Below are 15,169 nucleotides of genomic sequence, written 5' to 3' on the forward strand. Positions count from 1 at the left end.
TGGAAGCAAGCCCCCATCCGGTGCTTTAAATTTAACTTTTAAAGTACCTTCATGATGGCCCGGAAGCGTAACAGCATTTTTTTTACAACCTGCGATGAGTGTTTAACTACTGTTAAGCCAGATTTAAAGAGTACTTGGTTGACTTTTTTACATGTGGTGAGGTTTATGAGATAACTACCTAAACATCTGTGAACCAATTTACAATGTTAATAATATCGGCTTTATCATATGTTTTAATAAAGAATAATGCATACATTCACTATACTAAACGGTCATAAAAAAACGATTATGTTCCAGGCTAAAGAAAAGACTGATCAACGGCGCGTTGCGGTGGATAATTCCCAGTCGAGCGGGTTAAATATGTCTGCGGTACCCGCATTACAACGTTTACAGGCAGAAGAAGAACCCCTACAGGGAAAATTCGTTAAACAGCTACAAGCCGAAGAAGAAGACCTCCCCTTACAAGGCAAGTTTAAACCCATACAATTAGCCAGTGAGCAAGAGGAAGACCTGCTACAGGGAAAATTCGTTACACAGCTACAAGCCGAAGAAGAAGAACTCCCCCTGCAGGGCAAATTCATTCTGCAAAAAGCGGCAATGCCAGAAGAAGAGCTTCCGGTGCAAGGCAGGTTTAAGCCGTTTCAATTAAAAAGTTTGGATGATGGGGATGTACAGCTAAAACAAACACCCTTTCAACTAAAGGGTAATAATACCGGCATGCCCGATACATTAAAAAGTGGATTGGAAAGCATGAGCGGCTTTGACCTGAGCGATGTAAAGGTGCACCATAATTCGGATAAGCCGGCACAGTTAAATGCGCATGCCTATGCGCAGGGCAGTGAGATACACTTGGCACCAGGGCAGGAAAAACACCTGCCCCATGAAGCCTGGCATGTTGTGCAGCAACGGCAGGGCCGTGTACAGCCTACTATGCAAATGAAGCAGGGTGTGCCCGTAAATGACGACCCCGGGCTGGAAAAAGAAGCGGATGTAATGGGTGCACAGGCCTTGCAAATGAAAAGTAAAAGCAGCACAACAAATTTCTCCGCGTTTGCTTCGTCAACCGTTCAGCGTACTACAGTAAAAGTAAGTACCCCTAAGGACAGGAAGGATTTTGAAGATACAGAAGACCTTATTACCGGTTACCTGGGTGAAAGGCCAACAGACCTTAAAGGTACAGAACTTTTTGCACCTACGGGTGGCAGAATGAATATATGGGGCCACATGAGTGATACAGCGGTGGGAGGCTTTTCGCACGAAGACCTCGCCACCGAAATGATCGCCAACGGATACCGCTCATCTGCAGAGATACGGCTTATAGGATGCAACAAACAAGGCGATGCTTCTTTAATAGGCCCGAAAAAATTATGGAATGCATTATTCAGCCAGTTGTCTGAGATCATTTTAGCAGGCCGTAGACCAAAAGTACCAATGGTTTACGCCACCATGGGGCCATTGTATACCGGTGATGATGGTGTCGCAGAAGAAAATAAATGGTTCGTAACTCCTAAAAATTCATCCGAGGAAGATAGACTGAGAGAGTCTCAAAGTGGTGATGATGATGATGACGATGATGAAGATTCATACGACAGGGAGTATCTTATTATTGATACCATTATCAAAGAAGATGAAGCACTGAAAAATATGAAGCGGAAGGATGCTGAAACTAAAATTAAAAAAGAGAATCTGGGAGGCTATACAGAAAAAATTGAAATAGCTTACACACAACATATTAAAGATCAGGAATTGTCTGTAGAAAACAGTGTAAAAGCTCATTATTATAAAAAACAGGGAAAGGGTCCAAAATATCCTTCAATATTTAAAAAGGACCCTGAACATAAAGGTAGATGGACCTGGAATGATATGGCCTGGACAAGTTACTCGGGAGAGAAAAAAGCCGAAGAACCTGCCCAACTCAAAGTAGACAGTTCACCAACAGCAACTGCTGTATCTAATATTGTACAATTATTTGATGACAAAAAAGAAACCAAGCATATAGGAGAAGACGCCGGCAAATGGCGGCTCTCTTTTCCTTGGAGCACATCACAAAAAAGGCGTGACGCCGTTGTAAAAAATATTTTAAAAGAAGCATTTACGTTGCTTAGCTCTAACAAGGTTTCGCTGGTAAGCGTAACCGGTGCAACCGGTTCTGAATTGCTGCCTAGGGGTAAGGATCTGAAAGACAGGACATATACAGTCAGGATCAATGAAGCTAATCCGTGGGGTGATGGGAATGCAGAATTTGATTCCACGGAACACCGTGTTCGTTCCATAATCCTTCATGAACTAATTCACGTATCATCAGACCAAACTTATAGATTAAACGAATCTTATGACAGTAATATCAGAGCGTATAATGTTGATAATCAATATGAAAGACTTAGTAGTGTCAATATGAATATTGCAGCCACGAGGATAGAAGGTATACAAACATTGGTTAATGCTGATCCAGCTTTTAATGATGATGAAAAAGAATATGTCAATTTTAGATTAAATCGTGCTATGGAATGGGACCGCGAGTTAGATACCGTTTTAAGCGAGTTAGTTTATTATTTTGATCTTGAAAACATACCAGCCACATCCCCTACTTCAATTGCGGTAACCAACTATGCCGAAGAACGCTATAACATCAGAAGCCAGCGCGAAGGCCCTATTGCTGAGAAAGACCGGATGCTGACTGAAAAAGTAAAAAAGCAGATCTGGAACGATACACTTTTTGCCGTGAACGGAGATCCGGCATATTTAATGTCTTAACCTATCTAATTCTATATAATAGCGAGCGCATACTGTGTATAAAAAAATTTCTAATACCCCGCAACCTGCACAAAGAGTTGATATACCTGGCTCTGGCAAGGCGCGCTCTTCTGCTGCTGTGCCCGCGCTACAGCAATCGACTGTAACACAGCATCAAATAGCAGATGAAGCAACCGCGTCTATTCAACGGAAAATTGAAGATGAGCTCTCCGTACAGGGAAAATTTACCATGCAAAGATTAGGTATTCCTGAAGAGGAAATCTTGCAAGGGCGGTTTAACCCGGCCAAGCTGGAGGAAAATAAAACCGGGGCTACCCAACATAGGCCATTCCAGCTAAAAAACAACGATACCGGCATGCCCGATACATTAAAAAGTGGATTGGAAAGCATGAGCGGTTTTGACCTAAGCGATGTAAAGGTGCACCATAATTCGGATAAGCCGGCACAGCTAAATGCGCATGCCTATGCGCAGGGCAGTGAGATACATCTGGCACCAGGGCAGGAAAAACACTTGCCCCATGAAGCCTGGCATGTTGTGCAGCAACGGCAAGGCCGTGTGCAGCCTACTATGCAAATGAAGCAGGGTGTGCCCGTAAATGACGACCCAGCACTAGAAAATGAGGCGGATATTATGGGTGCGCAGGCTTTACAGCACCAAAGTGCGCTTGTCACGAAAACCAATAACGTCCCGGTTAATCCGGCAAGTTTACAACTAAAGGCAGCCAGCCAAACAGAAGTTTTGCAAGCCATGTGGCAACCTATGCCCCATGGCCAAGATGTCGACGGCGCCACTATGCGCTACGATAATTTAGAAGAAACTCAAGGACTACAGTGGTATTACAAAATAAAGGAACCTGATAGTGATAGTGATACTGATGACGATGATAGCAAGGAAGTTCGTGCAAAAGCTAGAAGTGAAGGTGAAGAAGTAATGATGTTTACAATTGATGGCGCAAACCCTCACGCCGAATTGATAAAGCATAAGGAGGGACAATGGGGCCCAAGAACCGATTGGGAAGAATTGTGGAGCCGCGTTAATTGGGCCAAAGATCCTACAGTTGTTATGGTTCCAATGCGTGGAGTGCAAACTGTTGCAGATAGCTTCACAACTTTGCGGTCAGAAGGTTTTGCAGGTTGCATTGGTTTAATCATGCTTCAAGGTAACCAACGAACTCTTGCACATGTTTTTTCCGGGCATATTGAGGATCCTCAACAATGGAGCAATTTTGATGAGACAAAAGCAAAAGCTGCCACTGCTAATACCACTTATATTTTTTATCCTGGTGGCACGTACTCTTTTTATCGGGGCTCTAAAGTTACGGAGAAATTTATAAACGATTTTGGTATACAAGGGAATATTATTTTCAGGTATAACAATGATCTAAGTGTACAGGTAAGCCCTACGGGTATAGTTGCTGCTTAGCTATATAGTTTTTCAACCCCAAGTTTGGCAAGCAGATCCAGTGCCAGTAAATGCTTCGGGTCGTTAATGAGTATCTTATCAGCCAGTTTGCCAGCCTCATCAAACCTATTCAGCTCGCAGTAACAAATGGCTATGTGGTACAGCACATCGTTTTTTTCGCCATATATCCTGCCCGAAATATCAAAATATATAATTGCTTCTTTATAAAAGCACAACCTTAGGAGCAATCTGCCCAATTCAAAGGCTATGTCGTTAGCTTCGCCAAGGGTGTAATACGTATCCCATACCCGGTGTATCAGTTGGAACATCCCCCATCGTTCATCATCTGTAATGGTTTCTAAGATCTCATGCAGTCGCGGCAAAAGCTGGCCAAACAAGTGGGCATCATACCCGCTTAAGCGCACTGCACATACCAATTGGTTAAAGGTTAATGCGGCAGCTCCATGTTCCAATAATTTTTTGAGTACGAAATAATCATCGGGACCAAAATCATTTACAAAGCGCTCGTACGCTAACCTTGTTTCGGGGTAATTGGCAGCATCATTAATAAATAACATGCAGCCAAGGCTAAGCCCGAAATCCATGTGACGTGGAAACAATGCTTTGCCGCCCTCATTTTCACAATATCTTTTTAAGGCATTAAAATTTACAGACAATGAAAAAGAACCATGCTTAACTAAATTTGGAGCGCCAACACCATGAAGATCACTCTCGCGGTGATAACCTTTATCTGCGGTAAGCAGCATTAGTCCTTTTTGTGAAAGCTGTTTTAGTTTGTTAAGGCATGTTATCCCTATGTGCGGAAATAACAGGTAGGTATCTGCCAGTAACTGTTGATACTGATCCAACAAGTTTGCCGAATATGGTTCTGCAAAAGGTGGCTTTTCTGATACTTGATTGGTATACAACACCTGTATATTTTCTATGCTTTCTACAGGCGTGTTGCCTTCAGCCCCTGGCGAAGTGAACAAGCTAACGAGGCACTCGTGCAATTGGTGCTGAGCATCTATGTAGAACAGCTCTTGCGGTATAGAATCGAAAAAATAATTGGCAGTAACGATAATTGGCTGTGCCAGGCTACCAGGCGTTATGATGTCGCCGGAATACTGTAGTGCTATCTCTGTAACCTGCGTGGCATCAACTATAGCAAAATCAACCCAATTTTTATAAAGATATGGCTGTAAACGCGGATGCGTTTTCCAAAACTCGAGGTTTGATTGGGCCAGGTCGCTTAATACATAACAAAGTGATATCCATTTTAGCGGCGACATATATACAAGCTTTTCGAAATGCTTTAAAAAGTGGTAGCATAACCGCCCGTGGCCTGCGCCCAATTCGAGCAGGTAAACTTGTTCGCTGTGGTTGCTCCGCTGATCCAGATCTTTCAAAAAAGCAAATACAACTTCGGCATAGGTTTTACCCATTACCGGGTTACTGGTAATGTAATGGGGCACCTGGCCAGACCGCCATGCATCAATACCCGCGTTTTTAAAATATGCTCTTTGCAGCTGCCACAATTTGCTTGTTGAAAAGGGCTGTAGTATTTCTATGAAATCGGGTTCCGGTAAATTGTTTATAGCTTGTTTTTTCATCTAAATATCTACCTCAAATAACATCCGGGTTAAAAGAAAAAGAGTGTCTGGACTAATCCCTGCGGTGCTATCAGTGAAATATGGGCTCATAATTTTCCATGCACTAATAATGGTGTCTCTTTGTTGTGTAAACGCCATGGCTTTTAACGCCCTATCATTATATTGTGCACGTATATACTTAATTACAAGTTTTATTTTTTCACTTGTTGGTAACCTAAATGCATTAAGTATAACCACTTCAGTTTGCTCGTCAACTACACCGTATAGCAACCCATTTCTTTTAACGTTTATCCATGCCATGTTTATGGCCTCACTTTGGTTTGCAACATGGGTACCAAGCTGTAATGCAATTCGCATTTGCTCAACTATCCGCTTGGCTTTTTCTTCGGGTGTAAGATCTATTGATTGAAGAACTATTTGATAAGTGCCATCATCAATTTTTAATGGCAATTTATATTTCTTTGCAATATAGATCCAAGCTTGTTCTATGGCTTCACTTACCGAGCTGTATAAATTCAATTTATCATGTAAATGTTGTACAACTAACTCTGCTTTTTGCCTGGCCGACATGGTATCGGGGGCATTTATATCAGGCACTTTCTCATCAGCGCGGCTGCTTTTAGCGTCGAGGGGGTTCCACACCGACATAGACCGGTCGCTGCCCATCGCGCGTGTTTTAGTGGCCCCCAAATGCCCTTTTGGCCTTTGCTGCCCAGAAAGCCTTATGGCTTCCATTAACAAGGATGCTGCGCCAACATTGCAGTTTGCCGGCATTGCACCATGTTCGGTATCCATCTCTTCGGCCTCATATTTAAAATGCGAAGTACGCGCGGTAAGCCATTTAGGGTTAAGCATTTTCATTCGCAGCTCAAGCGGTAAACCAGGCTTTACCCAACTCACCGGCTCTACACTTGGTAAGGTTGAGCCTAGTGCAGCTTTGGATTCACCCCTGCCTAGGCGTTCATCGAGGTAGCGCTGGTGCAGCATCATTTGCGAGTAAGCTTCTAAAAGTTTAATGTATTGAACATCGTGCCGCCTTTTTTTAATGTTTTTATTATGGGCATACGCATAAGCGTCCTGATCTGTCATGTTGCTGCCAACCGAATCCCAGCTTGTTGCTGGTTCCTTAGCTTCGGGGTGCATGTATGCAACATTTTCTTTTTTGATCGCCAGTCGCCCCGGCTTTGGCCAAACTTCGTAATTGTCTTTATCTACGGCGAAAGATATGACCTGTATCACTTTTCCATCAAGCTTGTTAGCAGCAAGCTTTGTCAATAAAATTTGCTTATCATCAAAATGCGCTCCCCTTAGGCTTGTAAGGGCGGCAACGGCTGCTGCAACCTTGTCATCTGGCAGGCTTTTCTTAACAGCTTCTATAAACTTGTCATTTACTGTTACCCAGGTTCGTTTGGGGTCACCCCCAAAACCAAATACACGGTACCCCCTTGTACCCGGCCCCTGTTCGCCGGCAACAAGAAAACCATGCCTTTTAAAATAATCAAAAATGAAGTTTCTAAGTTTTGGGTGGCTGTTCCTATTAACATAATATACCGGGATAGCTTTCAATAATTGTGTTAGCGGCCTTGCAACTTCTTTTTCGTCAATACCAAATTTGCCTGCTATTTCGCTAAGTAACAGCCTATGTGTTTCTCGAACTTCGGCAGATAAGGGCGCACTAACCGGAGGGCTTGACGAGGATGATGAGCTTGCCGTACCTGTATCAAACGCCGGCGCTGAAAGTCCCATTGGCTTAGGGCTATGTTTAGAGTCCAGGTGGGGTCCAGCTCCACCTGTTAGGGGACTTGACGGAGTTAAACCAGCTGCACCACCAAGTGTTGTATCAGCCGGGCCAGGCAATGATAATGGGCCGGCTAAAGCCGTCGAAGGTGCTACAGGCGTAGAATCTGAACCAACACTATTACTTGCATTGAAATTTACTAAAGGCAACATACCAATTGCACCGGATGTGCTTGTGGCACCTGGGGATGTAACATTTGGGACAGTGCTGCTAACAGATGATGTTACAGAGGCAACTGATGAAGCAACCCGGTAATCCATTTTTTTATCAGCCTGGTGTTCACCAACTTTAGAGTGATCATACTTTGCATCCTTACTTTCCATCATAGAAGATTGTAGGAGCATGTTAAATTCACCGCGATTAATCCTGGCTCTCAGGTCATCGTAACTAGTTACATAAATAGCGGTATTTATAGAATGCAAGCGATGGATAGCGTCTTTTACTTCTACGCTGCTTTCTGTAACTACCCTTGCGCCTATTTGCTCTGCCCAGATATCACCCCGGCCGGTAATTCTGCGCTGTATAACGTTTGATGAAGCTTGTGTTACAACGCTGCTAAGATCGCCGGAAGCATAATGTTCCAAACCCGACTGCAGGCTGTCGGCAGTTACATCAATATCCTCTTTCCGCTGCGCCGGGGATGCCGACCGGACACCTATATTACCTCGTAAACGCTGATTAGCCATTTGCTGGTAGGCTTTCAATTGTTTTACCTGCTGACTGGTATTGGCCATAGTAGTAAGGTTACCCGCACCGGCATCTTCATGGAGGTGTGCTGATGAGTCATAAACGTTGGGAGCAGGCTGTTGCTTAGCATGCAAAGCATTGGCGCTTGCTTTGCTTTGTTGCGGGTCTGAAGCACTTGCACGACTAAACATTTAATATACTGATTAAAAGTTACTTATAAATATAGTTAGTATTTATTTAAACACATAATTGCCTGTTTATTAAATTAGTGATACATAAAAATAGTAAAATCATCATCGATGTAACCTTTGTTAAGTATCACTTTAGATGCCAGTTCATTGCAATAATCTATTATTTTATCCGGTGCGTATGCCACAACAATGCCATCTACATCTATCTGGCTTAATAAATTAAATCCTAACCCAATGCGGCAACTGCCGAACAACTTTGCGATCATGGTAAAAACATAATCAGCTTCGCTGCTGCGGTAACTTAGCATGCCAGAACATAGCACATAATCCATATAAGGCAGGTTTCCGCTGCTGCAATCGCCCAGGTAAAATTTGGTATCTGGGAGGTTTCCATATCTTGCGGTGGCAACATCCAGAAACTCTTCCATCATATCTATACCGGCATACCTGAACGTGTTAAAACGGGTGTCTAAAAATCCCTTGAGATCGCCATGCCCGCAGCCCGCGTCTAATACCGAAGTATTTTCCAGGTCCCCTATCTGCGCCAGTGTTTCAAACCTTATATGTTGCCGTTGTTCAGATTTCCATCCGAGCGCTGCCGCTGTACCTGCCCCATATTCTGATATCCTTGCTTTATGAAAACGGGACACATGTGCGTTGTCTATAAAGTTCATAGGTTATCAGGCCTTTGGTCCATTGATAGGATCTGCAAGTAGCCTTTGGGCTGTATGTTCATGCTGCCGGTAAAGGGGTGGTCAATAAGTATAATCAAAAACAGTATCATGCCAATGAAAGCCCCAAGCAAACCGTTAATAAATACATGTAGCCGCCTGTTTTCTATATTCAGGATCATGGCGAGCATCATGGTAATAAAACCTCCAAGCAAAAGCGGGATCCAGATAATAAGCGGTATATCTGACCCTGCATCCAGCAAACGCAGGCTTCGGTACGTCGACAGGCTGTTGAGGTTCCTGAACATTTCTTCAACCCTGCGGCTTTTATAGTCAGCAGATGGGTTTAGATGTTCTATCGCCTTAAAAACTTCGTCAAAGTGCCTTATTGTTTCGGGGCTTGTTTTACCTTGTGCAATAAGCGGGTACTCTGTATCTACAACGTTTTTTACATAAGCCATGTATATGGTTTTAATTTTAACAGATTCGCTATCAGGGTAATAGACAATGTTACGATATAGCCCTTTAGCCACGCTGCCTTCCATATCTGCTGTTTGCTGCGCTCCGTTAAACTGATCCCACACCAGGAAAATTACAAACGCCAGTAACAGCCCATACAAGCCGGCTACCGAGCCAAATACATACCCGGTTACTTCATTATGGGAACCCAATATTTTTATTTTGATATATTTTTTGAAGAAATAGGTACAAATGCTGCCAATTAATGATGAAGCTATAACCAACAGCGCCAATAATAGAATTGGCGGCATCTGGAGCATTTTTAAGGTTAGGTCCATATTAAACGTATTTTAAGTGTGTGTTTATTAAGCAGGTATGGTTTTCCCGTCTTTGCCAAATTCTTTACGGATCCCCATCATTATGTCTTCGCTAAGTATAGTTTTATCGCCTCGTTTTAAAGCCCGTAACGCACTGTACCTACTTACATTGATAATTGCCCCGCCTGCCATTTCATATTTACGTGCAATTTCTTCGAGGTTTAATTTTGATTCAAAAACCGTTGTGTTAGGGAAGCTCTGCTCCCACAATCTTCTGCGTTGCGCAGGGCCGGGTATCGGGAAATAGATCATGGATTGAAAGCGTCGGCTAAAAGCATCATCGAGGTTGGCCTTTAGGTTTGTTGCCAGAATAACCACACCCGGAAAATCTTCTACCCGTTGCAGCAGGTAGGATATCTCCTGGTTGGCATGCCGGTCGTTTGAACTGCTGGCCTGTGTCCGTTTCCCGAACAAAGCATCAGCTTCATCAAAAAACAGGATCCAATTCTTATTTTCTGCCTGGTCGAATATGTTAGCCAGGTTCTTTTCGGTTTCGCCTATAAACTTTGATACCACCATAGACAGATCAATACGGTAAACATCTAAGCCCGCCGATTTACCGAGTAAACTTGCTGTAAGTGTTTTACCTGTACCGGGCGGGCCATAGAATAAGGTGCGGAAACCTGGTTTAATCTTCTTTTTCATTTCCCACTCGTTTAACAGTTTATCGCCAAACGCTATCCAGTCGCAAATCTCCGAAACCTCTTCTAATACCCGCTCTTCCAGCACAAGGTCTGTCCAGTCTAAATTTGTGGTAAGGCGCCGGGCCGGAAAATTGATACTGTAATCGGGCTTGTGCGATTCGCCGCTCGTGAAGAAGTTCAAATATTCAGATGAGATGGTAAGTACGCCGCTTAAAAAAGGCTCTTGTGATTGGGGATGAACAATATTGAGGATATTGAATTTCCTGAAAAAATGATCCTCACCAAAAATATTCAATAACCTAAAACGTTTCTCAAGGTCGTTACCTGCAAGAATGAACGCTACGGTTTCGCCCGTGGGTATAAACCCACCATGATTTACGCCTTTTATGCCACCAAATTCTGTAAAGCCCCTGTCGTAATCTGCATTTTTTATAAAGAAAACATCAAGCAAATGTGGCTGCATGTGCGGTGCTAAGGCCATAGCTAAGATAACCCGCTCGGCGAAGTTCATCTGGTAATGGCTAACGATCTGTTTGTAGACCGATCTGTCATTAGGAAATGAAGGAGGATTTAACTCTTCAATATTGGTGCAATGAGCAGGTTGCCCCCAGTACAATTTCATCCGGGCATCAATAACCTGGCCCAGCCACTGCATTTCCCTGCCAAGGGCTTCGGCGTTGTATTTTATCATATCTATGTCCATTCTACATATAATATATTTTTCATCCACGATGTCTTGATCATACTGAAACTCCAGGGCAGCGTTTGTAACAGAACATCATACCCGCGTTGTTCTACACGTAAATTCCAATTGCCGTCTGTTAATATAAGCGCGCCGGTACGCTGCAGAAATGAATTTCTAAAACTCTCTGCAGAGGTATTATTTAGTTTTTCCCAGCGGCTTATCACCACAGCCAGTAACTCGTTTGAAACGTCTTTTTCCTGATCAGATAATTTCATTTCAAGCGGGACAGGCACTTGCAGCGGGACATTGCAAAGAACCTTGTTAAGGGTGAGATCTTGTTCGGGATGCTTTTCTGTACCGTAAACTAAGTATTGCAGCAGGTGCACTGCTTTTAGCTGAGCCTGGGGTGATACAAATTCGCTTTTAATCAGCAGACCGAGCCTTGTAAAGTAAGTGCTTAAAAACGGGTTCAATAATACCAGGCCCGCGTTATTGACGTACATTGTTTCGCCGCCCGGTATAGTTTCCAGATCTGTTTCCGGCAACTGCTCTTCGTTTTTTTGTTGTTTGCTTATTTCTTTTTTTGTCACTTCCATTTGCTTTTGGAGTTCTGCCTGTATGTTAGCGCCATATATTCGCTGTAATGCCAGTTCATCTGCTTCGGTTAATAGCTGTGTTACCAATGGCTTAGCTGTGTCATGCTTATTGTGGTTTATCTGCTTCCGTATTTCTGGCAATATGGCGGCTATCTTCGGGCCAATACGAGACTGATCAATACCCGGCTTGTTCATTGCAAACGACAACTGGTTTATCAGCTCATACCGTCCCGAAGAAATGAATTTGAAAAATTGCTTTGCATAATCCTCTGCACCGTTGAATGCATGATGCCCACCCAGCAACAGCAGGTTAAACTCCCTAAACAATTTGGCCATGTTTTGCCTATCCAGCGAATCTGTCAAAGCCGCTTGTAAAAATTGTTGAAATTCATTGATAAAAGGTAAGGTATCTGTCCCCCAACCTATGCCAGTACTGTTTTTTTTAAAAAGCTCGGCAATAGTATCATCATCCAGTTTTTGGGCCAGGTAACCAGCCGTAGCGGTGTGTTTTAACAACACCTTCAGAATTTTGCCCGATTGTTTAACGCCTGCACTGTTGATGTATTCTTTTATCTTCCAAAACAGCTTTTTATCTGCGTTAACTAATGCCAAACGGTTTTCACTAAGGTAAAACAGCAGGTTATTTTCAAAGTAAGGTTGCAGTAATTTGCTAACACTTGCCTCAGCTATATTAGATGTGGTGCCGAAAATTTCATGAAGGCGCATCATTGCGCCCCCTTTATATTTATCTGATTGCAGTACGGTGTTTAATTCGGAAAAACGCTCGTAATACAATATCAGCATAATTTGTTTCAGAAAATGATCTGTGTTGCTGTCATCCAGCCAATCTACCTGTTGAGGCAACCTGCTATTGTTCAAATAATATTTTAATATTTTAAGTGCTTCGCCTATCATGTCGGCTCGTTCAAGGATTTTGCCGTTCGTTAAAAAGCCGTTGATCAGGTCTTCCGCACTTAAACTTGCAGATAACATTGGCAGTACATATAGCTCATTGCTTTTTAAAGCCTCAAAATCTCTTATACCTTGAAGTGATTTAATTACAATGTCGGTATAACCAGCCGCTGGATCTAACTTAATATAACTTTCAAGTTCGGCTGATAAGGCGATTATTGACTGGCCTGTGCGTTTACTTATATGGTAAACAAATGCATTTATAAACCTGGCGGGGTCAAAACTTTTGTAATCATTTATGATAAAAGCGTTCCATGCAATAAGTAAGGTCATCTTTTGAATTACATCACTATCGATTGATCCCTCACTGGGTTTAACATAAGTAAAATTCAGCAGGTAATTTGTTAACCCTAAAGCATTATTCTCTTGCGGCAATAAGCTGAAAAGGTTTATCAAAGTTTCTTTTTTTAGCTGATATATAATTCTGTGCCGGGTGTTGCTTACTCCCCCTGCCAGTATTAATAACCATATGGCCTCTTGCGGTGCCGTGGCAATTAATTCATTAAAGAGATCGTCTATCGACAGGTTCATATGCTCTGCAGACCACCATGGCAATGTGCCATACTGGATCCAATGCCTTAAAACATTTCTGAGTAATATTGGCCCGCTCAGGTTTGCATTTGCGGGCTCTCCGTTTAATTTTAGATAAAGACTTATATGATCTTCGCTGCCCTGGCCAACACCCGTAATGGATGCAATTGCGGGCTCCCTGTTTGATTTTAAATAATGACTTATATCTTCGCTGCCCAGATCAACATCCGTAATGGATAACCCAGCCCCAGCTGTTTTGCCTGCTTGGTTTAGATCATTCAACAAGTCTGTTAACGTGATGAATAGCTTTACATGCACTGTTTCGGCTTGGTATGCCTGGCTAATACCCTGCACTATAAAAGCAAGCAAATCTGCATATTGAAGGTTATAAGTTTGCGACAATTTCCTGATGTTACTTTCTAAAAACATCCGGGTGTTAAATACCGATCCCCGCTCAACCAACAAAAAGTCAAATATAATGTCCCATAACGTGTCGTTAAAAGTTGTACTATCTGTTTTAATAATTGTGTTTTCAACCTGCAACTTGTACATATCGGCAGCATAGTTGATAATAAAACCGGCATGGGTAGGTTCTACTATTCTTACCAGGCCAAATTGAACCTCGTTTAAAAAGGCGCGCACAATCCTTTTTCTCACAGCCTGGTTCTGCCCTGCTGATTCGATCATTTCATTTACCGAATTGGGCAGCGTATTAATCAGTTTCAGAAAAATTTCCGACAACTGATCCATTGGATAAGGCTCTGACCACCAAGGCAGGCTACCAAAAACAAGGAAATACCTCACCAAGTCTATTTGCTGATACAACTCTTGCGCTTCTGCACTGCGCATATCGCTTGTATCTGCCGCGTTGCGCCGTGTTTCACCATTAAACTCTTCCTGATGCAACTCTCTAATAATGAATGGTAAAGAAGTACTTATTTTGGAACTAAAATCAACGTGCAATAAAACTTCAGAAAACAACCATAACAGATCTGTATAAGGCAGGTTATAATGGCTGGCCATTTGTTCAATGGTGCTTTTCACAAAAGCTTTACGGTTAAAAGTGGTGCCCTTGTCTGTAAATAAGTAGTTTAGTATAAATATCCATATTGCCTTGCCAAGCTCGCTGCTTTCGGTTTTAACTACCGGTTCCTTTTGGTGCAGGTCCATCACATCTGCGTGGTAGTCAAAAATAAATTCGGCCTGCTGCGGCTCCAATAGTTGGATCACATCCCGGATTATTTTCTCCGAAAACTGATAAACCAGGCGTTTTCGCACATAGGCAAACTTCCCGGTATCCAGAATCAATTTTTTTAACGATTCGGCATCTTCGGTAAGCAACCTGTTAAAAACCTTGAGCGGGTCTGTCAATACATCGCCTGTTGCCCACCACGGTACAGTACCTGTTAACAGAAAATGCGCCAAAAGAGCCAAATAATTTGTTTTAGCTGGTGGTTGGATTATGCTGTCAAACTTTTCATATGCCATTGAATTATAAGGTGACGACAATAAATGCATTATCTCCTTCTCCAACGCTGCCAATATCCTTTCTTCAAGGTCTTCATCAAGCCAATGCGGCGGCATGCTTCCAGCATCAATAACAAGGTTGTTCAATTTTACTACCCGGTCTGCCGGTATCAATCGGCTAAAAAGCTTATCCATTTCGCGGCTCAAGCTGGTGTTAAAAAAATTACTGATGCGGTTCTGCAGTTCGTGCGCTTTATCGCGCACGGGGAAACTTATATCAAATATTTGTTGCTGAATGATGTGATACTGCTCCTGCATTTTT

The 15,169-nt window shown here is 42.8% G+C and carries 8 protein-coding genes; 2 read left to right on the forward strand and 6 right to left on the reverse strand.

Annotated elements, in window-relative coordinates:
• The first annotated feature begins 246 nt into the window (after positions 1–246).
• On the forward strand, positions 247–2,754 hold the full coding sequence (locus RG47T_RS09445) for an eCIS core domain-containing protein (RefSeq protein ID WP_074489187.1): 2,508 nt from the start codon (positions 247–249) through the stop codon (positions 2,752–2,754).
• A gap of 34 nt (positions 2,755–2,788) precedes the next feature.
• Entirely contained in the window at positions 2,789–4,177 is a 1,389-nt protein-coding gene (locus RG47T_RS25545) for an eCIS core domain-containing protein (protein WP_216351030.1), read from the forward strand.
• Here RG47T_RS25545 and RG47T_RS09455 read toward each other — a convergent pair.
• The 6 genes from RG47T_RS09455 to RG47T_RS09480 form a co-directional block, all read right to left on the reverse strand.
• Complete coding sequence (locus tag RG47T_RS09455; protein WP_074489188.1) at positions 4,174–5,769, reverse strand: SAM-dependent methyltransferase; 1,596 nt, start codon at positions 5,767–5,769, stop codon at positions 4,174–4,176. The genes RG47T_RS25545 and RG47T_RS09455 overlap by 4 nt on opposite strands.
• Positions 5,770–8,445, reverse strand: coding sequence for a hypothetical protein (locus RG47T_RS09460; RefSeq protein ID WP_074489189.1), 2,676 nt, complete (start codon positions 8,443–8,445; stop codon positions 5,770–5,772).
• Between the two features lie 74 nt (positions 8,446–8,519).
• Positions 8,520–9,119: a methyltransferase domain-containing protein gene (locus tag RG47T_RS09465; RefSeq protein ID WP_074489190.1), complete on the reverse strand. Its 600-nt coding sequence runs from the start codon at positions 9,117–9,119 to the stop codon at positions 8,520–8,522.
• Complete coding sequence (locus RG47T_RS09470; RefSeq protein WP_074489191.1) at positions 9,116–9,913, reverse strand: bestrophin-like domain; 798 nt, start codon at positions 9,911–9,913, stop codon at positions 9,116–9,118. Before RG47T_RS09470 ends, RG47T_RS09465 begins: the two co-directional genes overlap by 4 nt.
• A gap of 27 nt (positions 9,914–9,940) precedes the next feature.
• Positions 9,941–11,287 carry an ATP-binding protein gene (locus tag RG47T_RS09475; protein WP_216351031.1) on the reverse strand — a complete coding sequence of 449 codons (1,347 nt, stop codon included), beginning with the start codon at positions 11,285–11,287 and terminating at the stop codon, positions 9,941–9,943.
• A 2-nt stretch (positions 11,288–11,289) separates the two neighbouring features.
• Positions 11,290–15,165 carry a contractile injection system tape measure protein gene (locus RG47T_RS09480; RefSeq protein ID WP_074489193.1) on the reverse strand — a complete coding sequence of 1,292 codons (3,876 nt, stop codon included), beginning with the start codon at positions 15,163–15,165 and terminating at the stop codon, positions 11,290–11,292.
• Positions 15,166–15,169: the final 4 nt, after the last annotated feature.

The organism is Mucilaginibacter polytrichastri (assembly GCF_001911425.1).
Lineage (GTDB): Bacteria > Bacteroidota > Bacteroidia > Sphingobacteriales > Sphingobacteriaceae > Mucilaginibacter > Mucilaginibacter polytrichastri.